The organism is Streptomyces sp. NPDC055103, assembly GCF_053607625.1.
Genome location: NZ_JBSGTX010000029.1, coordinates 24,882 through 51,144 on the forward strand (window position 1 = coordinate 24,882; position 26,263 = coordinate 51,144).

25 protein-coding genes are annotated in these 26,263 nt (G+C 72.3%); 7 read left to right on the forward strand and 18 right to left on the reverse strand.

Annotated features, from left to right (window positions below; genetic code table 11):
- Window positions 1–21 precede the first annotated feature (21 nt).
- The 7 genes from truB to rimP form a co-directional block, all read right to left on the reverse strand.
- Window positions 22–921 (reverse strand): tRNA pseudouridine(55) synthase TruB, encoded by a 900-nt coding sequence (gene truB / locus ACWFR1_RS19635; protein ID WP_453552778.1) that lies wholly within the window; start codon window positions 919–921, stop codon window positions 22–24.
- Complete coding sequence (gene rbfA, locus ACWFR1_RS19640; RefSeq protein ID WP_024759616.1) at window positions 918–1,358, reverse strand: 30S ribosome-binding factor RbfA; 441 nt, start codon at window positions 1,356–1,358, stop codon at window positions 918–920. Before rbfA ends, truB begins: the two co-directional genes overlap by 4 nt.
- Before the next feature lie 29 nt (window positions 1,359–1,387).
- Entirely contained in the window at window positions 1,388–1,681 is a 294-nt protein-coding gene (locus ACWFR1_RS19645; protein WP_453552780.1) for a DUF503 domain-containing protein, read from the reverse strand.
- A gap of 151 nt (window positions 1,682–1,832) precedes the next feature.
- Window positions 1,833–4,928 (reverse strand): translation initiation factor IF-2, encoded by a 3,096-nt coding sequence (infB, locus tag ACWFR1_RS19650; protein WP_453552782.1) that lies wholly within the window; start codon window positions 4,926–4,928, stop codon window positions 1,833–1,835.
- 145 nt (window positions 4,929–5,073) lie between these two features.
- Window positions 5,074–5,355 carry a YlxR family protein gene (locus ACWFR1_RS19655; RefSeq protein ID WP_453552784.1) on the reverse strand — a complete coding sequence of 94 codons (282 nt, stop codon included), beginning with the start codon at window positions 5,353–5,355 and terminating at the stop codon, window positions 5,074–5,076.
- 74 nt (window positions 5,356–5,429) lie between these two features.
- On the reverse strand, window positions 5,430–6,425 hold the full coding sequence (nusA, locus tag ACWFR1_RS19660) for a transcription termination factor NusA (protein WP_453552786.1): 996 nt from the start codon (window positions 6,423–6,425) through the stop codon (window positions 5,430–5,432).
- A 2-nt stretch (window positions 6,426–6,427) separates the two neighbouring features.
- On the reverse strand, window positions 6,428–6,925 hold the full coding sequence (gene rimP / locus ACWFR1_RS19665) for a ribosome maturation factor RimP (protein WP_453552788.1): 498 nt from the start codon (window positions 6,923–6,925) through the stop codon (window positions 6,428–6,430).
- 179 nt (window positions 6,926–7,104) lie between these two features.
- On the opposite strand from rimP, the gene ACWFR1_RS19670 reads away from it, so the two are divergent.
- From ACWFR1_RS19670 to ACWFR1_RS19690, 5 genes are all read left to right on the forward strand, one after another.
- A complete protein-coding gene (locus ACWFR1_RS19670) occupies window positions 7,105–7,665 on the forward strand; it encodes a hypothetical protein (protein ID WP_453552790.1) in 561 nt (186 codons plus the stop codon).
- Window positions 7,662–8,078 carry a ferritin-like domain-containing protein gene (locus tag ACWFR1_RS19675; RefSeq protein WP_453552792.1) on the forward strand — a complete coding sequence of 139 codons (417 nt, stop codon included), beginning with the start codon at window positions 7,662–7,664 and terminating at the stop codon, window positions 8,076–8,078. The genes ACWFR1_RS19670 and ACWFR1_RS19675 overlap by 4 nt, the downstream gene beginning before the upstream one ends.
- Window positions 8,079–8,128: 50 nt before the next feature.
- Window positions 8,129–9,028, forward strand: coding sequence for an aminoglycoside phosphotransferase family protein (locus ACWFR1_RS19680; RefSeq protein ID WP_453552794.1), 900 nt, complete (start codon window positions 8,129–8,131; stop codon window positions 9,026–9,028).
- 78 nt (window positions 9,029–9,106) lie between these two features.
- Window positions 9,107–10,117: a slipin family protein gene (locus ACWFR1_RS19685; RefSeq protein ID WP_453552796.1), complete on the forward strand. Its 1,011-nt coding sequence runs from the start codon at window positions 9,107–9,109 to the stop codon at window positions 10,115–10,117.
- A complete protein-coding gene (locus ACWFR1_RS19690; protein ID WP_453552798.1) occupies window positions 10,114–10,329 on the forward strand; it encodes a hypothetical protein in 216 nt (71 codons plus the stop codon). The genes ACWFR1_RS19685 and ACWFR1_RS19690 overlap by 4 nt, the downstream gene beginning before the upstream one ends.
- A 73-nt stretch (window positions 10,330–10,402) precedes the next feature.
- On the opposite strand, the gene ACWFR1_RS19695 is transcribed toward ACWFR1_RS19690, so the two are convergent.
- From ACWFR1_RS19695 to ACWFR1_RS19730, 8 genes are all read right to left on the reverse strand, one after another.
- Window positions 10,403–12,103, reverse strand: a complete 1,701-nt coding sequence (locus tag ACWFR1_RS19695; RefSeq protein ID WP_453552800.1) for a proline--tRNA ligase — start codon at window positions 12,101–12,103, stop codon at window positions 10,403–10,405.
- Between the two features lie 104 nt (window positions 12,104–12,207).
- The gene (locus ACWFR1_RS19700) at window positions 12,208–12,753 is read right to left on the reverse strand and encodes a GNAT family N-acetyltransferase (RefSeq protein ID WP_453552802.1); all 546 of its coding nucleotides are present in this window, start codon (window positions 12,751–12,753) and stop codon (window positions 12,208–12,210) included.
- 21 nt (window positions 12,754–12,774) lie between these two features.
- Window positions 12,775–13,620, reverse strand: a complete 846-nt coding sequence (locus tag ACWFR1_RS19705; protein ID WP_453552804.1) for a GNAT family N-acetyltransferase — start codon at window positions 13,618–13,620, stop codon at window positions 12,775–12,777.
- Between the two features lie 128 nt (window positions 13,621–13,748).
- Window positions 13,749–14,906, reverse strand: a complete 1,158-nt coding sequence (gene ispG / locus ACWFR1_RS19710; RefSeq protein WP_453552806.1) for a flavodoxin-dependent (E)-4-hydroxy-3-methylbut-2-enyl-diphosphate synthase — start codon at window positions 14,904–14,906, stop codon at window positions 13,749–13,751.
- 103 nt (window positions 14,907–15,009) lie between these two features.
- Window positions 15,010–16,317 (reverse strand): M50 family metallopeptidase, encoded by a 1,308-nt coding sequence (locus ACWFR1_RS19715; protein WP_453552808.1) that lies wholly within the window; start codon window positions 16,315–16,317, stop codon window positions 15,010–15,012.
- Window positions 16,314–17,564 (reverse strand): 1-deoxy-D-xylulose-5-phosphate reductoisomerase, encoded by a 1,251-nt coding sequence (dxr, locus tag ACWFR1_RS19720; protein ID WP_453552810.1) that lies wholly within the window; start codon window positions 17,562–17,564, stop codon window positions 16,314–16,316. The genes ACWFR1_RS19715 and dxr overlap by 4 nt, the downstream gene beginning before the upstream one ends.
- A gap of 49 nt (window positions 17,565–17,613) precedes the next feature.
- Window positions 17,614–18,849, reverse strand: coding sequence for a 3-phosphoshikimate 1-carboxyvinyltransferase (aroA, locus tag ACWFR1_RS19725; protein WP_453552812.1), 1,236 nt, complete (start codon window positions 18,847–18,849; stop codon window positions 17,614–17,616).
- A 168-nt stretch (window positions 18,850–19,017) separates the two neighbouring features.
- A complete protein-coding gene (locus tag ACWFR1_RS19730; RefSeq protein WP_453552814.1) occupies window positions 19,018–20,940 on the reverse strand; it encodes an acyl-CoA dehydrogenase family protein in 1,923 nt (640 codons plus the stop codon).
- 194 nt (window positions 20,941–21,134) lie between these two features.
- On the opposite strand from ACWFR1_RS19730, the gene ACWFR1_RS19735 reads away from it, so the two are divergent.
- Window positions 21,135–21,497: a putative quinol monooxygenase gene (locus ACWFR1_RS19735; protein ID WP_453552816.1), complete on the forward strand. Its 363-nt coding sequence runs from the start codon at window positions 21,135–21,137 to the stop codon at window positions 21,495–21,497.
- Between the two features lie 78 nt (window positions 21,498–21,575).
- Here ACWFR1_RS19735 and ACWFR1_RS19740 read toward each other — a convergent pair whose 3' ends face one another.
- Window positions 21,576–23,021, reverse strand: coding sequence for an aldehyde dehydrogenase family protein (locus ACWFR1_RS19740; RefSeq protein WP_453552818.1), 1,446 nt, complete (start codon window positions 23,019–23,021; stop codon window positions 21,576–21,578).
- A 216-nt stretch (window positions 23,022–23,237) separates the two neighbouring features.
- Entirely contained in the window at window positions 23,238–24,212 is a 975-nt protein-coding gene (locus tag ACWFR1_RS19745; RefSeq protein ID WP_453552820.1) for an EamA family transporter, read from the reverse strand.
- Window positions 24,213–24,367: 155 nt separating this feature from the next.
- On the opposite strand from ACWFR1_RS19745, the gene ACWFR1_RS19750 reads away from it, so the two are divergent.
- Window positions 24,368–24,562, forward strand: a complete 195-nt coding sequence (locus ACWFR1_RS19750; RefSeq protein WP_453552822.1) for a hypothetical protein — start codon at window positions 24,368–24,370, stop codon at window positions 24,560–24,562.
- Window positions 24,563–24,599: 37 nt separating this feature from the next.
- On the opposite strand, the gene ACWFR1_RS19755 is transcribed toward ACWFR1_RS19750, so the two are convergent.
- Window positions 24,600–26,153 carry a PucR family transcriptional regulator gene (locus tag ACWFR1_RS19755; protein WP_453552824.1) on the reverse strand — a complete coding sequence of 518 codons (1,554 nt, stop codon included), beginning with the start codon at window positions 26,151–26,153 and terminating at the stop codon, window positions 24,600–24,602.
- Window positions 26,154–26,263 lie beyond the last annotated feature (110 nt).

A 26,263-nucleotide genomic window follows, 5' to 3' on the forward strand; every position in this document is an offset into this window, starting at 1 on the left:
AGCGTCGGAACGCCGCTCGCCTCAGCCGAAGACGGCGAGGCTCTTGGCCTTCCCCCGCTGGTCCTCGACCAGCGCGAGCAGCGTCCCCTCGGGTCCGTAGACCGCGACGGGACCCGCCGGGTAGGACGGCATCTCCAGCCGGACACCGTTCAGGAGCAGCTTGGCCCGCTTCTCGTCGACGTCCCAGCGCGGGAACGCCGCGTCGGCCGCCTCGGCGATCGGCATGACCGTGAGCTCCTCCTGGAGCTGGTCCAGCGTCTTGGCCGCGTCCAGTTTGTACGGGCCGACGCGGGTGCGGCGCAGCGCGGTCAGATGACCGCCCACGCCGAGCCCGGCACCGAGGTCCCGGGCCAGCGCGCGGATGTACGTACCGGAGGAGACGACGACCGAGACGACGAGGTCGATGACGGGCGTGCCGTCCTCCGCCTCGGCCTCGCGGACGTCGTACACGTGGAAGGACGAGACGGTCACCGGGCGGGCCGGGATCTCGAACTCCTCGCCGCCGCGCACCCGCGCGTACGACCGCTTGCCGTCGATCTTGATCGCGGAGACCTTCGACGGCACCTGCATGATGGCGCCGGTCAGCTCGGCCACGCCCGCGTCGATCTGCTCCCGGGTGACCTTCGAAGCGTCGACCGACGCCGTGATCTCGCCCTCGGCGTCGTCGGTGATCGTGGTCTGGCCCAGCCGGATGGTGCCCAGGTACTCCTTCTCGGTCAGCGCGAGGTGACCGAGAAGCTTGGTCGCCCGCTCCACGCCGAGGACGAGGACGCCCGTGGCCATGGGGTCGAGCGTGCCGGCGTGGCCGACGCGGCGGGTCTTGGCGATGCCGCGCATCTTGGCCACGACGTCATGCGAAGTGAAGCCCGAGGGCTTGTCGACGACGACAAGCCCATCGGGCGTCTTTGCTGCGTTGCTCATTCGGCGGCTTCGTCCTCGCCCGGCTTCTTGTAGGGGTCGGCCTCGCCCGCGAAGGCGGCGCCCGAGGACGCCTCCCGCACCTGGGCGTCCGAGGCCCGCGCCTTGTCGAGGAGGTCCTCGATCGTCTTGGCGTTCTCAGGGAGGGCGTCGGCGATGAACGTCAGGGTGGGGGTGAACTTGGTCCCCGCCGCCCGGCCCACGGCCGAACGGAGGACGCCCTTGGCGCTCTCCAGACCGGCCGCGGCGCTCGCCCGGTCCTCGTCGTCGCCGTAGACCGTGTAGAAGACCGTGGCCTCCCGCAGGTCGCCGGTGACGCGGGTGTCCGTGATGGTCACGTGCGTACCCAGGCGGGGGTCCTTGACGCCGCGCTGCAGCTTCTCGGCGACCACCTCCCGGATGAGGTCTGCCAGCTTCTTCGCCCGCGCGTTGTCGGCCACTGGTCCTTCTCCTTCTTTGCCTTGCTCAATCAGTCTTCATCAGTGTGGAGCCTGCGGCGTACCGAAAGCAGCTCCACCTCGGGACGCGCGGCGACGAGCCGCTCACAGCGGTCGAGCACGTCCGATACGAATCCGGGGTCCCCGGACACCAGCGCGACGCCCAGCCGGGCCCTGCGATGGAGGTCCTGGTCGCCGACCTCGGCCGCGCTCACAGCGAACTTGCGCTGGAGCTCGGCGACGATGGGGCGGACCACGGAGCGTTTCTCCTTCAGCGAGTGAACGTCGCCGAGGAGCAGATCGAAGGACAGAGTCCCCACGTACATGTGGTGCCGGATGTCCCGCCGGTTCGGGTTCGGTGACCTGCCGGGCCGTCGCTCGGCAGGGACACCAGAACCGTACACGCAACGGCCGGGGCCGATCGACGGAATAATCTTCCACCGACCGGCCCCGGCTCACTGCTGCGATCGAACGCGATCAGCCGCGGGGCTTCTCGCGCATCTCGTACGTCGCGATGACGTCGTCGATCTTGATGTCGTTGAAGTTTCCGAGGTTGATACCACCCTCGAAGCCTTCGCGGATCTCGGTAACGTCGTCCTTGAAGCGGCGCAGACCGTGGATCGTGAGGTCCTCGGCGATGACCTTGCCGTCGCGGACGAGGCGCGCCTTGGTGTTGCGCTTGACCTCGCCGGAGCGGATGAGAACACCGGCGATGTTGCCCAGCTTGGACGAGCGGAAGACCTCGCGGATCTCCGCCGTACCGAGCTCGACCTCTTCGTACTCCGGCTTGAGGAGACCCTTCAGGGCCGCCTCGATCTCCTCGATGGCCTGGTAGATCACCGAGTAGTACCGGACGTCGACGCCTTCGCGCTCCGCCATCTGCGCCGCGCGGCCCGCAGCGCGGACGTTGTAGCCGATGACGATGGCGTCGGAGCCCATGGCCAGGTCGATGTCCGACTCCGTGACCGCACCCACACCGCGGTGCAGGACGCGGATGTCGACCTCTTCGCCGACGTCGAGCTGGAGCAGCGAGGCTTCGAGGGCCTCGACCGCACCGGACGCGTCGCCCTTGATGATGAGGTTGAGTTCCTGGACGAGACCGGCCTTGAGCACCTTGTCGAGGTCCTCGAGGGACACCCGGCGGACGCGCTTGGCGAAGGCGGCGTTGCGCTCACGCGCAGCGCGCTTCTCGGCGATCTGACGCGCCGTACGGTCCTCGTCGACCACCAGGAGGTTGTCGCCGGCACCCGGCACGTTGGTGAGACCGAGCACCAGGACGGGAGTCGACGGGGTCGCCTCCTCGACGTTGTTGCCCTTGTCGTCGAGCATCGCCCGGACGCGGCCGTACGCGTCGCCGACCACCACGGTGTCGCCGATGCGCAGCGTTCCGCGCTGGACGAGGACGGTCGAGACGGCACCACGACCACGGTCGAGGTGGGACTCGATCGCAATACCCTGCGCGTCCTGGTCCGGGTTGGCCCGGAGGTCGAGCGAGGCGTCGGCGGTGAGGACGACGGCCTCCAGCAGGGAGTCGATGTGCAGACCCTGCTTGGCGGAGATGTCGACGAACATCGTGTCGCCGCCGTACTCCTCGGCCACCAGACCGAACTCGGTCAGCTGGCCGCGGACCTTGACCGGGTCCGCACCCTCGACGTCGATCTTGTTGACCGCGACGACGATCGGGACGCCGGCGGCCTTGGCGTGGTTGAGCGCCTCGATCGTCTGCGGCATGACGCCGTCGTTGGCCGCGACCACGAGGATCGCGATGTCGGTCGACTTCGCACCACGGGCACGCATGGCGGTGAACGCCTCGTGACCCGGGGTGTCGATGAAGGTGATGCGACGCTCTTCGCCGTTGACCTCGGTACCCACCTGGTAGGCACCGATGTGCTGGGTGATGCCACCGGCCTCGCCCGCGACGACGTTCGTCTTGCGGATCGCGTCGAGAAGTCGGGTCTTACCGTGGTCGACGTGACCCATGACGGTGACGACCGGCGGACGGGAGACCAGAGCCTCTTCGCCACCCTCGTCCTCGCCGAACTCGATGTCGAAGGACTCGAGCAGCTCGCGGTCCTCCTCCTCGGGGCTGACGATCTGAACGGTGTAGTTCATCTCGTCGCCGAGCATCGACAGCGTGTCGTCGGAGACCGACTGCGTCGCCGTGACCATCTCGCCGAGGTTCATCATCACCGCGACGAGCGACGCCGGGTTGGCGCCGATCTTCTCGGCGAAGTCGGTGAGGGAGGCACCGCGCGACAGGCGGATGACCTCGCCGCCACCGCGGGGAAGCATCACGCCGCCCACGGACGGGGCCTGCATGGCCTCGTACTCCTGGCGCCTCTGACGCTTCGACTTGCGACCACGACGCGCGGGACCGCCGGGGCGACCGAAGGCGCCCTGCGTGCCACCACGTCCACCCGGACCGCCGGGACGGCCACCGAAGCCACCGGGACGACCGCCGAAGCCGCCGCCACCGCCGCCGGGACCACCCGGACGACCGCCGCCACCACCGGGACCACCGGGACGACCGGCGAAGCCGCCGCCGCCACCGCCGGGACCGGCCGGACGACCGGTGAAGCCGGGACGACCGCCACCGCCGCCGCCGGGACCTGCCGGACGACCGCCGGGGCCGCCGGGGCCACGTCCGCCGGGACCGGGGCGCGGGCCGGCAGCGGGACGCTGCGGCATCATGCCCGGGTTCGGACGGTTACCGCCGGGCGCGCCGCCCGGACGGGGAGCCTGCGGGCGAGGCATCCCACCGGGGGTGGGACGCGCGCCGCCCTGACCCTGCGGACGCGGGGCGCCACCGGGGCCACCCTGCGGACGCGGAGCGCCCGGGACGGCGCCGGGGCCGCCCTGCGGACGCGGGGCGCCGCCACCGGGACGCGGCGACTGCGGCCGCGCCATGCCGGTGGAGCCACCCGAGGTGAAGGGGTTGTTGCCCGGACGGGGACCGGCCGGACGGGCACCGCCCGGACGCGGGGCGCCCTGGCCCTGCGGACGCGGGGCACCCTGACCCTGACCCTGCGGGCGCGGGGCCTGCTGGGCGGGGCGGGCGGCCGGGCGCGGGCCCGGGGTCGCGCCGGCGGGACGCTGACCGGCGGCCGGAGCCGACGGAGGCGCGGTGAACTCCGGAGTCGTCGGAGCCGGGGAGGCCGGCGCAGGCTTCTGCGGGGCCGGGGGCTTCGGACCCGGGGTGGGACGCGAGCCCGAGGTGGGCGCCGCGGCGGGCTTCTCCGCGACCACGGGCTTGGGCGCCGCCGGGGCGGGCGCTCCAGGCTTCGGGGCCGAGGGACGTACAGCCTGCGCCGGGGACGGCGCGGGGGATGCCGGCGCCGGCTTGGGCGCGGCGGGGGAGGGCGCTGCCTTGCGGGGCGCGCCGGGCTTGGCAGCGGTCTTGCCGGCGTTGCCGCCGGGCCCCTGCAAAGCGTCAGTCAACTTGCGCACGACCGGCGCCTCGATAGTCGAGGACGCCGAACGGACGAATTCACCGAGTTCTTGGAGCTTGGCCATGACGACCTTGCTCTCTACGCCGAACTCCTTGGCGAGTTCGTATACCCGGACCTTAGCCACTTCGCTCCTTTTAGGTCCGGTTACCGCCGGACCGTCGCTACTTCATGGGCGTACTCATCGCGTACTCATCGAGTGCTCATCGCAATCTCGACCTACTTCCAACTCGCGAGGTACCTGACCGCACGGTGATCCGTGCCGTACTTCTTCACTGCGGTGCCGACCGCTCGACGTGGTGACGGAGCTCCGCGGTGTCGAACGGGCCCTGGGCCTTGAAGGCCCTCGGGAACGCTCGGCGGCGGACCGCCAGGTCGAGACAGACCACGGCGGGGTGCAGATACGCACCCCGGCCGGGCAGCGTACCGCGATGATCCGGAACACACTCGTCCTTATTCACCACGATCCGCAGTAGATCGCTCTTGGCCGCTCGCTCCCGACATCCCACACAGGTTCGTTCAGGGCATACGCGGGCTTGCGTCCGGCCAGACACGATTAAGTCTACCTCCCCGTACCGACCCCACCCGTTTGGGGCAAGAATCGAACACTCGTTGGCCAAAAACGGTCTCAGTCCTGCGGACCGGCCTGCTCGGTGTCCGGACGGATGTCGATCCGCCAGCCGGTCAGACGGGCGGCCAGGCGGGCGTTCTGGCCCTCCTTGCCGATCGCCAGCGACAGCTGGTAGTCCGGCACCGTCACCCGGGCGGAACGGGCGGCCAGGTCGACGATCTCGACCCTGGAGACCCGCGCCGGGGAAAGCGCGTTCGCCACCATCTCGGCCGGGTCGTCCGACCAGTCGACGATGTCGATCTTCTCGCCGAGCAGCTCCGCCATCACGTTGCGGACGCGGCTGCCCATGGGGCCGATGCAGGCGCCCTTGGCGTTCAGGCCCGAACGGGTGGAACGGACGGCGATCTTGGTGCGGTGACCGGCCTCACGGGCGATGGCCGAGATCTCGACGGAACCGTCGGCGATCTCGGGCACCTCCAGGGCGAAGAGCTTCTTCACCAGGCTGGGGTGGGTGCGCGAGAGCGTGACGGACGGACCGCGGACACCGCGAGCCACCCGGACGACGTACGTACGCAGCCGCAGACCGTGCGAGTAGTCCTCGCCCGGCACCTGCTCCTGCACCGGGAGGATGGCCTCCAGCTTGTCGTCCAGCCGGACGAGGACGTTCTTCGGGTCCTTGCCCTGCTGCACCACACCGGCGACGACATCGCCCTCACGGCGAGCATACTCGCCGAACGTCACGTCGTTCTCCGCGTCGCGCAGTCGCTGCTGGATCACCTGGCGGGCGGTGCTCGCCGCGATCCGGCCGAAGTCCGACGGGGTGTCGTCGAAGTCCTTGGGCTCCTGGCCCTCCTCCAGCTCGGAGGGGTCCTCCTTCGCCCACACCGTCACGTGACCGGTCTGCCGGTTCAGCTCCACGCGCGCGTGGCGGCGGGCGTCGGGGGTGCGGTGGTACGCGATGAGGAGGGCCGACTCGATCGCCTCGACCAGCAGGTCGAAGGAGATCTCCTTCTCATTCGCCAAGCCCTTGAGCAGCTTCACGTCGATGTCCACGGCTACGCCTCCTCTTCCTTCTTGTCCTTGCGGTTGAACTCGATCTCGACACGCGCCTTGGCGACGGCGGCGAACTCGACCCGGCGGGCGGTGGGCTTGCGCCCCTTCACGCCCGGCACTTCGAGGTTGAGGCCGTCCTCGTCCACGGCGAGGATCCGGGCGACGAGCTCGCCGTCCTCGACGAGCTGGAGCTTGGCCAGCCGACCGATGGCCCGCACGTAGTGGCGGTGCTCGGTCAGGGGGCGGTCGGCGCCGGGGGAGCTGACTTCGAGGACGTACTCGCCCTCGCCCATCACATCGGTCTCGTCGAGCTTCTCGGAGATCTCACGGCTCAGCTCGGCGCAGACGTCCAGCTCCACGCCCTCTTCCGAATCGACGACCACACGCAGCAGTCCACGACGGCCGGCCCGGGACACCTCGATCTCTTCCAGATCCAGGTCCTTCGCGTGGACCAGCGGCTCAAGGAGTCCGCGCAGCCTGTCGCTCTGGGTGGTGCTCATCCGGGTGACTCCTCGGCCGCGTGTGCTGTTGTGGGTTTCTTCGCGTGTCGTCGCGTGTCAGACCAAAGGGTATCCGGTCCCGGAGGGTGTTGCCGTCCACCGCCCCGGGGCCCGCGGGTACGCTCGCCTGCGGTGATCTCGACGATCTTCGACGACGCACGGCGGACGAGGGAGAGAGCGTGACGACGACGGGCAGGCGCGCACTCCTCAGGGCGGGCGCGGCAGCGGGAGCGACGGCCCTCGTGGGCTGCACCTCCTCCGGCGACGAAGAGGGGGTGCGGCGACCGAGCGCCGCCGAGCTGGAAGCCGAACGGGTGGCGCGCGCCGAGGCGTCGCTGCGGCTCCGCTCCGTGACCGTCGCGCGGGGCCTGCTGGAACGTTACGACGCCACGCTCGCCGCGCATCCCGCCCTCGCGCCCCGGCTGACCCCGCTGCGGCGCTCGGTGGCGGCGCACACGAAGGCCCTGGGCGAGGGCGGTACGGCGGTGAAGCCCGCGGCGGCGGCCCCGTCCGCGTCGGCCTCGGCACCCCCCTCCGCCTCTCCGGCTCCCGCCCCCCCGCCGGTCCCGGCCGATTCCCGTACGGCCCTCAAGGAACTCGCGGCGGCCGCGCGCAAGGCCTCCGACCAGCACATGGACACCCTGCTCACGGCGCCTCCCGAGTACGCCCGAATGCTCGCCTCCGTGGCGGCGGCCGGCGCCGTTCACGCCTACCTGCTGACCGAAGGAGCACCGGCATGAGCGCCCTCGACGCCGCCCAGGCGGCGCTGGCCGCCGAGCACGCGGCGGTGTACGGGTACGGGGTCGTCGGCGGCCGGATCGGTACGGAGCGCAGGGCGGAGGCCACCGCCGCCTACGAGGCACACCGGGCCCGCCGGGACGCGCTGCGCCGCACGGTGCGGGACCTCGGCGGCGCGCCGGCCGTCGCGGCGGCCGCCTACCAGCTGCCCTTCCGGGTGGCCGACGCGGCCGGCGCCGTGCGGCTCGCGGCCGTCCTGGAGGACCGGGTCGCCGGGGTCTACTCCGATCTCGTCAGGGCCTCCGACGGCCCGCTGCGGCGCGAAGCGGCCGCCGCGCTGCGGGAGGCGGCGGTACGCGCCGTCCGCTGGCGCGGCAGCGACGTAACCTTTCCTGGGCTCGCCGAGCGAGCGTGAGTCCACTCCCCTGCCGGGGACCGACCGAACGTCAGAAGGACAACGCACGCATGGCTTTCGAACCGCCGCAGCGACTCGTACGGGCGCTCGGCGAGACGTACGGGGACACCGCGGCGACCGAGTGGCTCGGGCCGCTGCCGGAGCACGCGCGGACCGCGCTCGACCGGGCGTCGCTCGACGCCGAGCGGGTGATGGCCCCCGGCGGGCGGAGCAGTCTGGTCCTCCTCGTCCGGCGCTCCGACGACTCCCCCGCCGCCCTCAAGATCGCGCCGCCGTTCGCCCGCCCCGACCTGGAGCGGGACGCGCTGGCGCACTGGAACGGCTGGGGCGCCGTCCGGCTGCTCGACGAGACCCCGGACGGCGGGCTCGTCCTCGAACGGCTGCACCCCGAGGTGTCGCTGCGCTCCCTCCCGGAGGCCAAGGCGCTCCTGGAGGCGGCGGGGACCGTACGGAAGCTGTGGGTCGAGCCGCCGGCCGGGCACGGGTTCGAGTCGGTGGCCGAGCGGACGGAGCGGCAGGCCGCGGCGATGGAGCCGCACCGCGCGGATCCGGCGACCGCCGAGCTGACCGGGGCGGCGCTCGCCGCCCGCGAGGAGCTGGTGGCCGCCCCTGAGGAGGCCCTGCTGCTGCACGGCTGCTTCCGGCAGGGCAAGGTGCTGGGCGGTGACCGCGCCCCCTGGCTCGCGGTCGGGCCCGAGCCGCTCGTCGGCGAGCGCGCCTACGACCTGGCCCGGCTCGTCCGCGACCGGGTGGAGGACCTGGTGGGCGCGTCGGCGGGCGCCTCGACGGCCCGGCGGCGGGTGAACAAGCTGGCGGACTCCCTGGACATGGACCGGGAGCGGCTGCGCGGCTGGACGCTGTTCCGCGCGGTCGAGTCGGGGACGCGGGCGCTCACGGCGGGGCGGCGGCAGGACGCCGAGCTGCTTCTGGAGTTCGCGAGCTGGCTGTAGGGGAATACCCTTTTCGTACGGTTTGACTTTAGTTCGGTTTGGCTTTCGTTCGGTTCGGCTCGATCCCAGGGGGCCGTGATGATCCAAGAGCTGCTGATGGCGGTGGCCGGCGCGAGTGCGGCGGTCGCGGTGTACACGGCCGCGGCGGCGCGGGTGGTCAAGCAGTACGAACGCGGTGTGGTCTTCCGCTTCGGCCGTCTGCGCGACGAGATCCGTTCGCCCGGATTCACCATGATCGTGCCGCTCGTCGACCGGCTCCACAAGGTCAACCTGCAGATCGTCACGATGCCGGTGCCCGCGCAGGAGGGCATCACCCGGGACAACGTCACGGTGCGGGTCGACGCGGTCGTGTACTTCAAGGTGGTCGACGCGGCGGACGCGCTGGTGCGGGTGGAGGACTACAGGTTCGCGGTCTCGCAGATGGCGCAGACCTCGCTGCGGTCGATCATCGGCAAGAGCGACCTGGACGATCTGCTGTCCAACCGGGAGAAGCTCAACCAGGGCCTTGAGCTGATGCTCGACAGCCCGGCGATGGGCTGGGGCGTCGCGATCGACCGGGTCGAGATCAAGGACGTCTCGCTGCCGGAGACGATGAAGCGCTCGATGGCACGGCAGGCGGAGGCGGACCGGGAGCGGCGCGCGCGGGTGATCAACGCGGACGCGGAGCTCCAGGCGTCGAAGAAGCTGGCGGAGGCGGCGGGCGTGATGTCCGCGCAGCCGGCGGCGCTGCAGCTGAGGCTGCTGCAGACGGTGATGGCGGTGTCGGCGGAGAAGAACTCGACTCTGGTCCTGCCGATCCCGGTGGAACTGCTGAGGTTCCTGGAGCGGGCGGCGCCGGAGCGGAAGGCCGCGGGCGGGCCGATGACGGTGGTCGGGCCGGTGATCCCGCCGGACGGGCCGACGGCGGCCGGCGGTACGGAGGCCGGGGCCGCCGGGCACGCGTCGGAGGCCGAGGCCGGGTCCGCTGCCGAGCTCACGGTGACGGGCGAGGCGTACCTCACGGGACGTGTGCACGCGGCGGACGCCGTCGAGGACCTGGCGGGCGCGCCGGTCGAACCGACACCGCACCCGGACGACGCCCCGGCGTGAGGACGACCGGGCCCCCGCCGTCTGCCCTCGTCACGGGCACCGCGGCGCTCGGCGCGCTGCTCGGCGGCTGGCTGGGCGGTGCGATCGGACTGCGGACGACGCTGTTCCTGGCCGGACTCGCCACCCTCGGCGCCCTGCTCTTCGTCGTGGGGTCGCCCCTGGCCCGGCTCCGTACCCTCGCCGACGCGGGCCCGGCCGTCGGAGCGCCCTGAGCGGTGCCGCGGAAACGCGGAGCGGGGGGCCGGGGCCGCTCAAGGCCCTGCCCCCCCCCCGCTCCGTGGTGTCCTACGCGGTCAGACGGGCGATCGCCTCGTCGACGGTGAGCTCCTCGCGCTCGCCCGTGCGGCGGTCCTTCAGCTCCACGACGCCCTCGCCGGAGCGACGGCCCGCGACCAGGATCTTCGGGACGCCGATGAGCTCCGCGTCGGTGAACTTGACGCCCGGGGAGACACCCGCGCGGTCGTCGACCAGGACGCGGAGGCCGGCGGCGGCCAGCTTGTCGGAGACCTCGAGGGCCAGCTCGGTCTGGAGGGCCTTGCCGGCGGCGACGACGTGGACGTCGGCCGGGGCGACCTCGGCGGACCAGCACAGGCCCTTGTCGTCGGCGGTCTGCTCGGCGAGCGCGGCCACGGCGCGCGAGACGCCGATGCCGTACGAGCCCATGGTCACGCGGACCGGCTTGCCGTTCTGGCCGAGGACGTCGAGCTTGAGGGCATCGGCGTACTTGCGGCCCAGCTGGAAGATGTGGCCGATCTCGATGGCGCGGTCCAGCTTCAGGCCGGTGCCGCACTTGGGGCACGGGTCGCCCTCCACCACGACGACGACGTCGACGTACTCGTCGACCTCGAAGTCCCGGCCCACGACGACGTTCTTCGCGTGCATCCCGTCCTTGTTGGCGCCGGTGATCCACGCCGTGCCCGGCGCGACGCGCGGGTCGGCGATGTACCGCACCTTCTCCAGGCCCTGCGGACCGACGTAGCCGCGCACCAGGTCCGCGCGCTCGGCGAAGTCGGCCTCGGAGACCATCTCGACGGTCGCCGGGGCGAAGTGCTCCTCGACCTTGCCCAGGTCGACCTCGCGGTCGCCGGGAACGCCCACGGCGACGATCTCGCCGTCGACCTTCACCAGGAGGTTCTTGAGCGTCGCGGAGGCCGCCACGCCGAGCGAGGCGGCGAGCGTCTCGATGGTCGGGGTGTCGGGGGTGGGGATCTCCTCGGCGGCCGGGACGGCGGAGCCGTCGACGGGCCGCAGCTCGTAGGAGACCGCCTCGGTGTTGGCCGCGAAGTCGCAGTTCGGGCAGTCGGCGAAGGTGTCCTCGCCGGCCTCGGCCGGGGCCAGGAACTCCTCGGACTTCGAGCCGCCCATCGCGCCGGCGGTGGCCTTCACGATGCGGTAGTCGAGGCCGAGGCGCTCGAAGACCCGCTGGTAGGCCTCGCGGTGCAGGGCGTAGGCCTCGGCGAGGCCCTCGTCCTCCGTGTCGAAGGAGTACGAGTCCTTCATGAGGAACTCGCGGCCGCGCAGGATGCCGGCGCGGGGGCGGGCCTCGTCGCGGAACTTGTTCTGGATCTGGTAGAGGATGACCGGCAGGTCCTTGTAGGACGAGCACTGGTCCTTCACCAGGAGCGTGAAGATCTCCTCGTGCGTCGGGCCGAGGAGGTAGTCGCCGCCCTTGCGGTCCTGGAGCCGGAAGAGCTCGGAGCCGTACTCGTCCCAGCGGCCGGTCGCCTCGTAGGGCTCACGGGGCAGCAGCGCCGGCAGGGTGACCTCCTGCGCGCCGATGGCGTCCATCTCCTCGCGGACGATGCGCTCGACGTTGGAGAGGACCTTCTTGCCGAGGGGCAGCCAGCTCCAGATGCCGGCGGCGGTGCGACGCACGTAGCCGGCGCGGACGAGGAGCTTGTGGCTGAGGACCTCGGCGTCCGCCGGGTCGTCGCGCAGCGTCTTCGCCATCAACTTCGACATGCGCTGGACCGGTGCGTTGGCCATGGTTCTCGTACTCCTGCCGGATGGGGGTCCCCCCGTTCGAGCGCAGCCGAGAATCGGGGAGGGTGATGGCCCGAGGTTAGCCGGGCCGCCCCGCCTCGGAGAAATCAGTTACGTCGCAGGAGGGGCAGCGGGGCGCCCATCACCGCGTACGGGCGGGCGGCGCTCGGGAAGTGCACCTGGCGGGCGAGGTCGTCGTACCCGAGGGCGCGGTAGAGGCCGCGGGCCGGGGAGTCGGTGTCGATGGCGGAGAGGATCGAGCGCGGCTCGGCGGCCTCGTCGGTGATCGTGGTGATCAGCCCGCGGCCCACGCCGCGCCCCTGGAAGTCGGGGTGGACGTGGAGTTCGGTGATGACGAAGGAACCGTCGAGCCAGTCGGCGGTGCCGGTGGCGCGCAGATACGGCTCGACGACGGTGGACCACCAGTGCGTACGGTCGTTGGGCATGCCGTACACGAAGCCGACGAGCAGGCCGTCGGGCGTCGTGGCCCCGTAGGCGCGGGCGCCGGGGCTCATGAGGTGGCGCAGCACGATGTGTCGGCGTACGGCGACCTCGTCCTGGTCCAGGCCGAAGGCGACCGCCTGCACGGCGAGCGCCTCGTCCACCCGGGCGGCGAGATTGACCGGTCCGATCACGACGTCTGCGTCATCCATGCGGCGCACCCTACAAGCCCCCTAGAACAGCACGCTCATGAAGGCGCCGGTCTCGCGGAAGCCGACGCGGCGGTACGAGGCCCTCGCGGGGGTGTTGTAGTCGTTGACGTACAGGCTGACCACGGGTGCGACGTCGGCGAGGGCGTACTGGAGGACGGCGGCCATGCCCGTCTCCGAGAGGCCCTTGCCGCGGTGCTCGGGGGCGACCCAGACGCCCTGGATCTGGCAGGCGAGGCGGGTCGCGGCGCCGATCTCCGCCTTGAAGACGACCTTGCCGTCCTCGATCCGGGCGAAGGAGCGGCCCGCGCCGACGAGCTCGGCGACCCGGGCCTGGTAGAGCAGTCCCCCGTCGTTGGCGAGCGGGGAGACGCCGACCTCCTCGGTGAACATGGCCACGCAGGCGGGCATGATCGCGTCCATCTCGTTCTTGCGGACGCGGCGGACCAGCGGATCGGGGGCGACCGTCGTGGAGGGCTCCTCGGCGATCATCAGCGGCTGGCGGGCGCGGACGTCCCGCGCCGGGCCCCAGCTGGGCTCCAGGAGCCGCCACAGCTCGGCGGTGGGCTCGACGGGGCCGACGATCGAGGAGCAGCGGCGGCCGATCCTGCGGGCCCGGTCGGCGAAGGCGCGGACGGCCTCGGGCGTGGCGCAGATGGGGACGAGGTTGGCGCCGGAGTAGCAGAGCGAGCGCAGCCGGCCCTCGGTGTACCAGCCCCACATCTCGCCGCCGAGCCGCCAGGGATCGAGGCCGGCGACCTGGACGCGCGCGGTCACGAAGGCGTTTTCGACGGGGGCGCTCTCCAGGACGGCCAGAGCGGCGCCGAGGTCGGCGGGTTCGAGGACCCGGGTGGTGGTCTGTGTCAGCACGAGGGGGCCTCACGGTACGGATCTGCTGGTCTCCGCACTTTACCCCCGTGTCCTGTGGCGGGGCCCGCCACAGGACACGAAACCCCTCCGCCCGGTGGGGCGGAGGGGTTCATGAGGGATCTCCGTGGTCAGCCGGCGACGGCGACGGTCGGCTCGCCGCTTTCGATGCCGTCCTTCTCCATCTGCTCGGCGATCTTGAGGGCCTCTTCGATGAGGGTCTCGACGATCTTCGACTCGGGGACGGTCTTGATGACCTCGCCCTTGACGAAGATCTGGCCCTTGCCGTTGCCGGAGGCGACGCCGAGGTCGGCCTCGCGGGCCTCGCCGGGGCCGTTGACGACGCAGCCCATGACGGCGACGCGCAGCGGGACGGTCATGCCGTCGAGGCCGGCGGTGACCTCCTCCGCGAGCTTGTAGACGTCGACCTGGGCGCGGCCGCAGGACGGGCAGGAGACGATCTCCAGGCGGCGCTGGCGGAGGTTGAGCGACTCCAGGATCTGGATGCCGACCTTGATCTCCTCGACCGGCGGGGCGGAGAGCGAGACGCGGATGGTGTCGCCGATGCCCTGGGCGAGCAGCGCGCCGAAGGCGACGGCCGACTTGATGGTGCCCTGGAAGGCCGGACCCGCCTCGGTGACGCCGAGGTGCAGCGGGTAGTCGGACTGGGCGGCGAGCTGGCGGTAGGCCTCGACCATCACGACCGGGTCGTTGTGCTTGACCGAGATCTTGATGTCGCGGAAGCCGTGCTCCTCGAAGAGGCCGGCCTCCCAGAGGGCGGACTCGACGAGCGCCTCGGGAGTGGCCTTGCCGTACTTCTTGAGGAGTCGCGCGTCGAGCGAGCCGGCGTTGACGCCGATCCGGATCGGGGTGCCGGCGTCGCCGGCCGCCTTGGCGATCTCCTTGACCTTGTCGTCGAACTGCTTGATGTTGCCCGGGTTGACGCGGACGGCCGCGCAGCCGGCGTCGATGGCGGCGAAGACGTACTTCGGCTGGAAGTGGATGTCGGCGATGACCGGGATCGACGACTTCCGGGCGATCGTGGCGAGCGCGTCGGCGTCGTCCTGCGTCGGGCAGGCCACGCGCACGATCTGGCAGCCGGAGGCGGTCAGCTCGGCGATCTGCTGGAGCGTGGCGCCGATGTCGGAGGTGCGGGTCGTCGTCATCGACTGCACGGAGACGGGGGCGTCACCGCCGACGGCCACGCTGCCGACCTGGATCTGCCGGCTCTTGCGCCGCTCGGCGAGCCGGGTGGGGACGGTCGGGATACCGAGAGAAATCGCGGTCATCTTCTGTGCAACCTCAAGGTTGTGCGTCGGCGGGCTCAGGTCTCCGAGGTTACCGCCCCGGGCGCGGGGGGCCGGACATCGTGGTGTCCGGCCCCGCTGGGAGTTACGTGATCCTCACCGGGTTGACGATGTCGGCGGCGAGGACGAGCAGGGTGAAGCAGACGAAGACGCCGGCCACGACGTACGCGGCGGGCATCAGCTTGGCCACGTCGAACGGGCCCGGGTCGGGGCGCCGGAAGATCCGGGCCGCGTGGCGGCGCACGGACTCCCAGAGGGCGCCCGCGATGTGGCCGCCGTCGAGCGGCAGCAGCGGAAGCATGTTGAACAGGAACAACGAGACGTTGAACATGACCAGGAGGTCCATGAACATCACGAGGATCGTCGTCGGCGGCGCCTCGATGTTCATGAGTTCGCCGGTGATCCGGGCGGCGCCGAGCACGCCCACCGGCGAGTCGTCGGCGCGCTCCCCGTCGCCGAAGGTGGCGTCCCAGAGGCCGGGGATCTTGCCCGGGAGGGCGATGACCGAGTGGACGCTGCTCTCCAGGCGGTCGGTCATGCGTTCGGTGGTCTCGCCGAAGGTGAGGGGCGCGACCTCGGACTTGGAGGCGAAACCGAGGTAGCCGGCGTCGATGTACGTCAGGGGCTGGACGACCTTGCCGTCCTCGTCCTTCTTCGGGACCTTGTTGGAGACCAGCGTGGGCTGCAGATCGACCCGCTGCCCGGCCCGCTCGACGGTGATCGTCGCGGGGCCGATGGTCTCCCGGATGTGGTCGGAGAGGGTGTCCCAGTCGTTCACCGGCGTGCCGTTGAAGGCGACGATCTTGTCGCCCTCCTTCAGGCCGGCCTTGAACGCCGGGGAGACGGGGTCGCCCGTCGCACACTTCTCGCGCTTCTCGCTCTGCTTGATGACGCACTGCTGGACGCCGGCGACCTCGGTCGTCTGGCCCGCGATGCCCAGCGTCATCATCGAGCCGAAGAACAGCGCGAGGGCCAGGACCAGGTTCATGAACGGTCCGGCGAACATCACGATCACGCGCTTCCACGGCTTGCGCGTGTAGAAGAGCCGGGTCTCGTCGCCGGGCTGGAGCTCCTCGTACGAGGCCTCCCGGGCGTCCTCGATCATGGAGCGCCAGGGTGAGGTGGAGCGGGCCTCGATCTTGCCGTCCTCGCCCGGCGGGAACATGCCGATCATGCGGATGTAGCCGCCGGCGGGGATGGCCTTGATGCCGTACTCGGTATCGCCCCGCTTCTTCGACCAGAGCGTGGGACCGAAGCCGACCATGTACTGCGGCACACGGATGCCGAAGAGCTTGGCGGTGGAGAGATGGCCCAGCTCGTGCCACGCGATCGAGACCAGCAGGCCGAGGGCGAACAGCACGATGCCCAGGGCGTACAGGAGTACTTCGGTCATGCGCGCGCCTCCGCTGTTGCCTTCACTGCGAGCTCTCGGGCCCGGGCCCGTGCCCAGGTCTCCGCTTCGAGGACGTCCGGGACGGTGAGGGAGGTTCCCGTAGCGGGAACACCGTGCTCCTCGACGACCGCCGTGACGGTGTCCATGATGCCGTTGAACGGCAGGCGTCCGGCGAGGAACGCCTCGACGCACTCCTCGTTCGCGGCGTTGAAGACGGCGGGGGCCGTGCCGCCCAGGGTGCCCACGTGCCGGGCCAGGCCGACCGAGGGGAAGGCCTCGGTGTCGAGCGGGAAGAACTCCCAGGTGGAGGCCTTGCTCCAGTCGAAGGCGGGGGCCGCGTCCGGGACGCGCTCGGGCCAGCCGATGCCGATGGCGATGGGACCGCCCATGTCGGGCGGGGTCGCCTGGGCGAGCGTGGAGCCGTCCGTGAACTCGACCATCGAGTGGACGTACGACTGGGGGTGGACGACGACCTCGATGCGGTCGAAGGGGATGTCGTACAGCAGGTGGGCCTCGATGACCTCCAGGCCCTTGTTCACCAGGGTCGCGCTGTTCACCGTGATCACCGGACCCATGGCCCAGGTCGGGTGGGCCAGCGCGTCCTCGCGGGTGACGTGGGCCAGCTCCGCGCGCGTACGGCCGCGGAAGGGGCCGCCGGATGCGGTGACGACCAGCTTGCGGACGTCGGCGCGGGTGCCGGCGGCGAGCGCCTGGAAGAGGGCCGCGTGCTCGGAGTCGACCGGGATGATCTGGCCCGGCTTGGCGAGCGCCTTCACCAGGGGGCCGCCGACGATCAGCGACTCCTTGTTGGCGAGGGCGAGGGTGCGGCCGGCTTCGAGGGCGGCGAGCGTGGGCGCGAGGCCGATGGAACCGGTGATGCCGTTGAGCACGGTGTGGCACGGGGAGGCGGCCAGCTGGGTGGCGGCGTCGGGGCCCGCCAGGAGCTCGGGCAGCGGCTCGGAGCCGTACAGCGCCGTCAGCGCCTCGCGCAGCTCGGGCAGCACCTCCTCGCGGGCGACCGCGACCGCGGCGACCCTCAGCCGGTGCGCCTGCTCGGCAAGCAGTCCGACCCGGCCGCCGGAGGCGGCCAGGGCGGTGACCCGGAAGCGGTCGGGGTTGCGCAGCACCAGGTCGATGGCCTGGGTGCCGATGGACCCGGTCGAGCCGAGGACGACGATGTCCCGGCGTCCTTCGGAGACGTCGAAGGCGATGTGGGGATCGGCGAGAGGAGAGGGGCGGTCGCTCATGCCCCCCATTCTTGCCGCAAAGACTGTGCGCTCATCACGGGGGCGGGCCTCACGGGGTGTGGACGAACGTGTCGAAGACCCGGTGGAAGTCCGGGAAGGTCTTCTTCACACAGCCGGGATCGTCGAAGGTGACGCCCGGCGTGCGCAGGGCGGTGACCGCGAAGGACATGACGATCCGGTGGTCGCCGTGGGTGGCGATCTCGACCGGTCCTGTGGGCGTGCCGGGGTGGATCTCGATCCAGTCGGGCCCGGTGTGGACGGTGATGCCGAGGCGGCGCAGGTTCTCGGCGCAGGCGTCGAGGCGGTCGCACTCCTTGACCCGGGTGTTGGCGACGTCCTCGATGCGGACGGGGCCTTCGGCGAAGGGAGCGATCGCGGCGAGGGTCGGCATGGTGTCGGAGATGTCCCGCATGTTGACGGTGAGGCCGCGCAGGGTGCCGGTGGACCGGACGGTCGTGCCGGTGTCGGTGATCTCGACGTCGGCGCCCATGCGGCGCAGGACGTCGACGAAGGCCAGGTCGCCCTGGAGGGCGCCGGTGCCGAGGCCGGGGACGGTGACGGAGCGGCCCGGTTCGAGGGCGGCCGCGGCGAAGAAGTAGCTGGCGGTGGAGGCATCGGGCTCGATGCCGTAGGTCCTCGCGCGGTAGCCGGTGGGGGCGACCCGGTACGTACGGCCCTCCTGGCGTACGTCGGCGCCGAAGGCCCGCATCATCGCGAGGGTGATCTCGACGTACGGCTCCGAGACCAGGTCGGTGACGGTGATGTCGAGGCCCTCGGCGGTGAGCGGGCCCAGCATGAGCAGGGCCGTCAGGTACTGGGAGGACTGGCCGGCGTCGAGGGTGAGCGCGCCGCCCTTGACCCCGTCGGCGGCGACGGTGAGGGGGTGGTGGCCCTCCTTCTCGCCGTGCCGGAGGTCGACGCCGAGCCTGCGCAGGGCCTCCGTCAGGGGCGCGAGGGGGCGGCGCCGCATCTGGGCGGAGGCGTCGAAGCGGTACGTGCCGCGGCCCGCGGCGACGAGGGTGGGCAGGAAGCGGGCGGTGGTGGCGCCGTCGCGGCAGTAGACGTCGGCGGTGTCCGCGCCGGGGCCCGCGGGGCGGCCCTCGATGTGCCAGGCGTCGGGCTCGCGGCGGACGGCGTACCCGAGGGCGGCGAGGCCTTCGGCGAAACCCTCGGTGTCGTCGGAGACGAGCGGCCTGAGGAGGGTGGTGGTGCCCTCGGCGGCGGCGGCGAGGAAGAGCGCGCGGGCCGTGACGGACTTGGAGCCGGGGATGTCGATGACGGTCACGGAGCCATGGTGCCGTGCCCTGCGCCCGTGTGGGCGATCGTCCCGCAGTGCGGGACGGGTGGGCACGCGGGACGGCGCCCTTGGCGGCGCCTCCGCCGCCCTGCCCGTGCCCGCACCACCGGCGCGGCGCACACGGGGGGGGCGGCGGAACGTTCGCCCGCGGCACGCCTACGGGACCCGCCGGTGGACGTTCTCCTCCGTGGACGCGCCGGGGCTCGCGTCCGCGATCCAGGGGCCGTCGTCGCCGGGGTCGACGATGCCTGCCTCCAGCCAGGCGTACCGGCCGTCGAGGACGCCGTCGACGATCCGCCGGTCGAGGTCGTCGGTGTTGGACCAGAGGCGGCCGAAGAGCTCCTCGGTCCGCAGCCGGGCCTGGCGGCAGAAGGCGTCCGCGAGCTCGTGCGCCTCCCGGCCGTGGTCGCCGGTGGTGCGGAGGAGTTCGGCCCGTACGCAGGCGGCGCTCATCGCGAACAGCTCCGCGCCGATGTCGACGATCCGCCCGAGGAATGCCTGCTTGAGCTCCATGCGGCCCTGCCAGCGGGACATCGCGTAGAAGGTCGAGCGGGCGAGCTTGCGGGAGGTCCGCTCGACGTACCGGAGGTGGCCCGCGAGGTCGCCGAACTCCCCGTACGCCCCGGGCAGCTGCCCTGGCCCGGCGACGAGTCCGGGCAGCCAGCGGGCGTAGAAGCCGCCGGCCCGCGCGCCCGCCCGCGCCTTGTCGGCGAGCGACTTCTCGGGGTCGATGAGGTCGCCGGCGACGGAGAGATGGGCGTCGACGGCCTCGCGGGCGATCAGCAGGTGCATGATCTCGGTCGAGCCCTCGAAGATCCGGTTGATCCGCAGGTCGCGCAGGATCTGCTCGGCGGGGACGGCGCGCTCGCCGCGGGCGGCGAGGGAGTCGGCGGTCTCGTAGCCCCGGCCGCCGCGGATCTGGACCAGTTCGTCGGCGATCAGCCAGGCCATCTCGGAGCCGTACAGCTTGGCGAGGGCGGCCTCGATGCGGATGTCGTTGCGGTCCTCGTCGGCCAGCTGGGAGGCGAGGTCGACGACGGCCTCCAGGGCGAAGGTGGTGGCCGCGATGAAGGAGATCTTCGTGCCGACGGCCTCGTGCCGGGCGACGGGCCTGCCCCACTGCTCACGGACTCCCGACCACTCGCGGGCGATCTTCAGGCACCACTTTCCGGCGCCGGCGCACGCCGCGGGGAGCGAGAGGCGGCCGGTGTTGAGGGTAGTGAGGGCGATCTTGAGACCGCTGCCCTCCGGGCCGATGCGGTGCGTGGCCGGGACGCGGACGCGGTGGAAGCGGGTGACGCCGTTCTCCAGGCCGCGCAGCCCCATGAAGGCGTTGCGGTGCTCGACGGTGATGCCGGGCGAGTCGGCCTCGACGACGAAGGCGGTGATGCCGCCGCGGTGGCCCTCGGAGGCGGGGACGCGGGCCATGACGACCAGCAGGTCGGCGACGACGCCGTTGGTGGTCCACAGCTTCACGCCGTCGAGGACGTAGTCGTCGCCCTCGGGGACGGCGGTGGTGGCGAGGCGGGCCGGGTCGGAGCCGACGTCGGGCTCGGTGAGGAGGAAGGCGGACAGGTCCGTACGGGCGAGGCGGGGCAGGAACGCGTCCTTCTGCTCCTGCGTGCCGAAGAGTTTCAGCGGCTGCGGTACGCCGATCGACTGGTGCGCGGAGAGCAGGGCGCCGACGGCGGGGCTCGCGGAGCCGACGAGGGCCAGCGCGCGGTTGTAGTACAGCTGGGTGAGGCCGAGGCCGCCGTACGCCGGGTCGATCTTCATCCCGAGCGCGCCGATCTCCTTCAGGCCGGTGATCGTCTCGTCCGGGATGCGGGCCTCGCGCTCGATGCGGGCGCCGTCGATCCGGGTCTCGCAGAAGGTGCGAAGGGTCGCGAGGAAGGCCTCCCCGCGCCGGACGTCCTCGTCGGCGGGGAGCGGGTGGGGGTGGACGAGGTCCAGGCGGAACCGGCCGAGGAAGAGTTCCTTGGCGAAGCTCGGCTTGTGCCAGTCCTGCTCGCGCGCGGCCTCGGCGGTCTGCCGGGCCTCGCGCTCGGTGACCTTGGGCCGCTGGGTGGGTGCGGACATGGACACCTCCTCGGGTTTCCTGTCCGTCGTACCCGATTTCCGCGGGTTCGGAAAGAGGAGAGGAGCGGTCCCGGGGGTCGCGGAGCCGCTCGTCTCCGGAGGAAACGCCTCGCCCCCGGGGAGGGGCGCCCCGTAGGGCCCCCGCCATGTCTCAGCCCATGTCTCAGCCCATGTCTCAGCCCATGTCTCAGCCGATGTCTCAGCCGATCAAGCTCATCGTCCACATCACTGTCCTGCCCGGCAGGGGCGCGGACCAGGTAACCGCCTTCGAGGCGCTCGCACCGCTCGTACGGGCGGAGGACGGCTGCCTGCGGTACGACCTCCACCGGGTGGCGGACGATCCCGACCGCTTCGCCCTGATCGAGCGCTGGGCCTCGGCCGAGGCGCTCGCCGCGCACGAGGTCGCCCCGCACATGACCGCCGCCGCGGCGGCGAACAAGGCCTTCCGGGCGGGGCCCGCCGAGGTCGTGCGTCTCGTGGACTCGCCCGTCGGCTCTCCCGTCGGCTCTCCCGGCGGCTCTCCCGGCGGCTCTCCCGGCGGCTCTCCCGGCGCATGACAGAAGACGGCCCGAGCCCCCGCACAGTGGGCTCGGGCCGTCTGGCCTGGTGACGTACGCCCTACAGGGCCGTACGGCTTACAGCGCGAGGCCCGTCAGGACCAGGACGCGCTCGTAGGTGTAGTCGTCCATCGCGAACTTGACGCCCTCGCGGCCGACGCCGGAGCGCTTGGCGCCGCCGTACGGCATCTGGTCGGCGCGGTAGGACGGGACGTCGCCGACGATCACACCGCCGACCTCAAGGGCGCGGTGGGCGCGGAAGGCGGTCTGCAGGTCGTGGGTGAAGACGCCCGCCTGGAGGCCGAAGTCGGAGTCGTTGACCGCGGCGAAGGCCTCGGCCTCGCCGTCGGTCCTGGTGATCGTCAGGACCGGGCCGAAGACCTCGGCGCGGGCCAGGGTCACATCGGCGGGGAGGTCGGTGAGGACGGTCGGGGCGTAGGTGGCGCCCTCGCGCTTGCCGCCGGCGAGGAGCTTCGCGCCGGCCGTGACGGCCTCGTCGACCCAGGACTCGACGCGCTTCGCGGCGGCCTCGTCGACCAGCGGGCCGACGTCGGTGGCGGCGTCGGACGGGTCACCGGTGACCTGCGCCTCGACGGCGGCGACGATCTTCGGCACCAGGCGGTCGTAGACCGAGGCGTCGGCGATCACGCGCTGCACGGAGATGCAGGACTGGCCGCCCTGGTAGTTGGAGAAGGTGGCGATACGGCTCGCGGCCCAGTCCAGGTCGGCCTCGGAGGACCAGTCGGGCAGGACGACGGCCGCGGCGTTGCCGCCGAGCTCCAGGGTGCAGTGCTTGTGCGGCACCGACTCCTGGATGGCGTAGCCGACCTTGTCCGAGCCGGTGAAGGAGATGACCGGGAGGCGCTCGTCCTTGACGAGGGCCGGCATGCGGTCGTTCGGCACGGTCAGGATCGACCAGGAGCCGGCCGGCAGGTCGGTCTCGGCCAGGATCTCGCCCAGGATCAGGGAGGAGATCGGCGTCGAGGGAGCCGGCTTGAGGATGATGGGGGCGCCGACGGCGATGGCCGGGGCGACCTTGTGGGCACTGAGGTTCAGCGGGAAGTTGAACGGCGCGATGCCGAGGACGACGCCCTTGGGGATGCGGCGGGTGAGGGCGAGGCGGCCCGCGCCGCCGGCCTCGGTGTCCAGGCGCTGGGCCTCGCCGGCGTTCCAGCGGCGGGCCTCCTCGGCGGCGAAACGGAAGACGGAGACGGCACGGCCGACCTCGCCGCGGGCCCACTTGATGGGCTTGCCGTTCTCGGCGGAGATCAGGAGGGCGATCTCCTCGGTGCGCTCGGCGAGCCGCTTCGACACGTGGTCGAGGGCGGCGGCGCGGACGTGCGCCGGGGTCGCGGCGAACTCGTCGACGACGGCGTGCGCGGCGGCGACGGCCTCCTCGACCTGGGCCTCGGTGGGCACGCTGACCTTGCCGACCAGACGCCCGTCGAAGGAGTTCGTGACGTCGAAGGTGGCCTCGCCGGTGGCCTCGCGGCCGGCGAGCCAGAAGGCGTGGGTGGTCGTCATTGCGTCCCGGCCCTTTCCGTATCGGTGGTGCGAGCGATCGCTCTGGTTCACACGTTAGGGCCGGGGCGGCGGGCGCGGGCTTGTCCGGTATGGAGTAGTGGGGTGAAAGCTCTGTCCGCTTCGGCCGAAGAGCGGAGGCGGACCGCCTTCACCCGCGCCGTTCGGTCACGAGCGGCAAGCGGTCACTTGCCGCGTTCGGTCACTTGCCGCGTTCGGTCACTTGCGGCGTTCCGTCGAGACGATCAGCCAGACGCCGGCCACGACGATCGCGCCGCCGAGGAGGAGGGGCCAGGTCAGTGCCTCGTTGAGGACGAGGGCGCCCAGGGCGACGGCGACGACGGGATTGACGTACGCGTAGGTGGCCACCAGGGAGATCGGGGCGGCCTGGAGGAGCCAGGCGTACGCGGTGAAGGCGATCAGCGAGCCGAAGACGACCAGATAGGCGAGGGCGACCCAGGAGCGGGTGGAGACCTCGGAGAGGTCGAAGCCGTGCTGCTCGCCGCGGATCAGGCCGACGGTGAGGCCCGCGATGCCGCCGGCGACCATCTCGTACGCGCTGGCCGTGAAGGGGTTGGCCGGCATCGGCAGGCGCGAGGAGGAGAAGGAGCCCACGGACCAGCAGAGGGTCGCGGCGACGACGAGGAGGACGCCGCCGATCCGCACGTCGCCGCTGAGCCCGGGGAGGGTCAGGACGGCGAGGCCGGCGAGGCCGAGGAGCACTCCGGCGGTGCCGCCCAGGGTGGGGCGCTCGCCGGAGACGGCCTTGAGGACGACGACCCAGGCGGGGACGACGGCGATGAGGAGCGCGGCGAGGCCCGACGGGATGGAGGTCTCGGCGAGGACGACGAGGCCGTTGCCGCCGAGGATGAGGAGCAGGCCGACGAGGACGGCCGAGGCGAGCTGCCGGCGGGTCACCTTGAGGGCGGCGGGACCCTGGCGCCAGGCGATGATCCCGGCCAGGAGCAGTCCGGCGGTGACGAAGCGGGCGCCGCCGGAGAGGAAGGGCGGCACCGTCTCCACGACGATCCGGATGCCGAGGTACGTCGACCCCCAGACGACGTAGACGATGCCGAGCGCGGCCCATACGGCGCCGGTGATCCGACGGGCGGACACCGCCGCGGGCTTGGTGGTGCGGGGTTCGGGGGCGGCCTGCCGGGCCTCGGGGGCCGGATCGACGGCGGGTCTTGTCATGTGCAGGAGAGTAAGGAGTCCAGGAGGCGACTACCAAGAAAACTGCCCGGATTCGGGCAGGAATCCCGAAATTCGGACGGTTACGACGAGGTAAGGGGCCTTCCGGACGGGGGTGGCAGGATGGCCCCGACCACGCACGTGAATGGGGGAAGAACATGATCCTGATGGTCCTGATCGGCGTCCTGGTGCTCGCCGTCGGAGGGTGCGTCTGCGTCGTGTGGGCGTCGCGCGGAGGCCCGCGCTGGGTCCGCGGGGTGGCCAGGGCGACGCTGCTCGGCGGGGAAGTGGTGCGCGACCACCAGCGGCGGAGCCGTAAGCAGCAGGGCGACGGCGACACGCTCGGCGAGTAGGGGGCCCCTGCGGGCCACCGCCCTCAGGCCTCAGCCCTCAGGGCGTGTCCTCGCCCGTCGCCTTCAGCGCCAGCCACAGCTCCATCCGTACGTCCGCGTCGTCCAGCGAGCGGCCCAGGATCTCCTCCACGCGCCGCATCCGGTAGCGCAGGGTGTGCCGGTGGACGCCCAGGTCCGCCGCCGCCGCGTCCCACTGCCCGTGCCGGGAGAGCCAGGCGCGCAGGGAGGCGACCAGGTCGCCGCGGCCCGTGGCGTCGTGCTCGCGCAGGGCCCGGAGCATGCCGTCGGCGAAGGCGCGGACGGCGTCGTCGGCGAGGAGCGGCAGCACCGAACCGGCGGCCAGCTCCTCGTGCTCGACGAGCGCGCGGCCCCGCCGCCGGGCCACCGCGAGGGCCTGCTCCGCCTGCTTGTACGCGGTCGCCGCGGCGACCGGACCGGCCGGGGCCGAGAGCCCGACGACGACGCCGGCGTCGTCGGCGTCGCGGTTGCCGTACCCGTGGCAGGCGGCGGCGACCGCGCCCCCGTCCCCCGCGAGGACGACGAGCCGCCCCTCGCTCTCCGGGACCGTGAGCACCGCCTCGCCCGCCCGGGCGGCGGCCGTCTCCAGGGCCTCGGCGAGGGCCGGCAGCGGCGGTTCGCCAGCCGGATCGCCCCCGGCGGGCTCGGCGACGACCAGCCGGAAGGGGGCGTCGAGCAGCCCGCCGTACACATCGCCCGCCACCGCGCGGGCGTGGTCCGGCTGCCCCGCGAGCAGCATGCGCAGGACGGCGGCGCCGAGCCGGTGTTCCGCGGCCTGGAGGGCGCGTGAGCGTTCCGTCGTGAGGGTGAGCAGGGCGATCGCCGAGTGGACGGCGTACCGCTCGGCGGTGCCCAGCGGTGCGCCGGTCCCGACCGCGAGCGCGCCGCGCACCCGGCGTCCGCTCCCGAGGGACTGGAGTTCGACCCGGTCGTCCGTACCGCCCACGACGGCGCTCGCGGGGGCGGGCCGGTCGCGGAGCCGCTCCACGTCGGGGGTGAGGCGGGCGGCGCGGCGGGCGGCCCACTCGGGCGAGACGGCGACGACCGTGCCGGAGGTGTCGTACAGCGCGGCCCAGCCGTCGACGTGCGCGGCGAGCCGGGCGACGACGGCCTCCGGGCCCTCGGCGAGGGCGGCGCGGGTCAGCTCGCGCTGGGCCTCGAAGCCGGCCGTGACGGCCCGGTACTGGTCGGCGGAGATGGCCGCGGAGACCGCCTTGCTGATCGCCAGGAACGGCGTCCTGCGCGGCACTTCGAGGAGCGGCAGGTGCTCCTCGCGCGCGGCGTCGAGCAGGGCCCGCGGGATCTCCTCGTAGTTGACGCCGACGGCGAAACCGAGCCCGACGACACCCGCGCCGAGCAGCCGCCGCACGTAGCGGCGCATCGACTCCAGGTCCTCCGCGTCCAGGGTGAGCGCGGTGGTGAGCAGGAGCTCGCCGCCCTCCATGTACGGGACGGGGTCGGCCAGCTCGCTGACGTGGGCCCAGCGGACGGGGGTGTCGAGGCGGTCCTCACCGGCGCGGACGACCAGCTTGAGGGCGGAGTGCTGCACGAGCGAGGCGAGGGTGGGCGGCATTGGGGACCGTCGGACCTTTGAGCGAGGGGGCGCCGCTCAGCCGAGCGGCGCCCCCGATTGTGCCAGGGCCGAAAGGAGCCCGCTCAGCCGCGGAACCCACCCGGCCGCGA

Coding starts and splice junctions, on each gene's coding strand:
- truB (WP_453552778.1), bottom strand. CDS start 921: ATGAGCAACGCAGCAAAGACGCCCGATGGGCTTGTCGTCGTCGACAAG.
- ACWFR1_RS19645 (WP_453552780.1), bottom strand. CDS start 1,681: ATGTACGTGGGGACTCTGTCCTTCGATCTGCTCCTCGGCGACGTTCAC.
- rimP (WP_453552788.1), bottom strand. CDS start 6,925: ATGAGCACCACCCAGAGCGACAGGCTGCGCGGACTCCTTGAGCCGCTG.
- ACWFR1_RS19675 (WP_453552792.1), top strand. CDS start 7,662: ATGAGCGCCCTCGACGCCGCCCAGGCGGCGCTGGCCGCCGAGCACGCG.
- ACWFR1_RS19680 (WP_453552794.1), top strand. CDS start 8,129: ATGGCTTTCGAACCGCCGCAGCGACTCGTACGGGCGCTCGGCGAGACG.
- ACWFR1_RS19685 (WP_453552796.1), top strand. CDS start 9,107: ATGATCCAAGAGCTGCTGATGGCGGTGGCCGGCGCGAGTGCGGCGGTC.
- ACWFR1_RS19695 (WP_453552800.1), bottom strand. CDS start 12,103: ATGGCCAACGCACCGGTCCAGCGCATGTCGAAGTTGATGGCGAAGACG.
- ACWFR1_RS19700 (WP_453552802.1), bottom strand. CDS start 12,753: ATGGATGACGCAGACGTCGTGATCGGACCGGTCAATCTCGCCGCCCGG.
- ispG (WP_453552806.1), bottom strand. CDS start 14,906: ATGACCGCGATTTCTCTCGGTATCCCGACCGTCCCCACCCGGCTCGCC.
- ACWFR1_RS19715 (WP_453552808.1), bottom strand. CDS start 16,317: ATGACCGAAGTACTCCTGTACGCCCTGGGCATCGTGCTGTTCGCCCTC.
- dxr (WP_453552810.1), bottom strand. CDS start 17,564: ATGAGCGACCGCCCCTCTCCTCTCGCCGATCCCCACATCGCCTTCGAC.
- ACWFR1_RS19730 (WP_453552814.1), bottom strand. CDS start 20,940: ATGTCCGCACCCACCCAGCGGCCCAAGGTCACCGAGCGCGAGGCCCGG.
- ACWFR1_RS19735 (WP_453552816.1), top strand. CDS start 21,135: ATGTCTCAGCCGATCAAGCTCATCGTCCACATCACTGTCCTGCCCGGC.
- ACWFR1_RS19740 (WP_453552818.1), bottom strand. CDS start 23,021: ATGACGACCACCCACGCCTTCTGGCTCGCCGGCCGCGAGGCCACCGGC.
- ACWFR1_RS19745 (WP_453552820.1), bottom strand. CDS start 24,212: ATGACAAGACCCGCCGTCGATCCGGCCCCCGAGGCCCGGCAGGCCGCC.
- ACWFR1_RS19750 (WP_453552822.1), top strand. CDS start 24,368: ATGATCCTGATGGTCCTGATCGGCGTCCTGGTGCTCGCCGTCGGAGGG.
- ACWFR1_RS19755 (WP_453552824.1), bottom strand. CDS start 26,153: ATGCCGCCCACCCTCGCCTCGCTCGTGCAGCACTCCGCCCTCAAGCTG.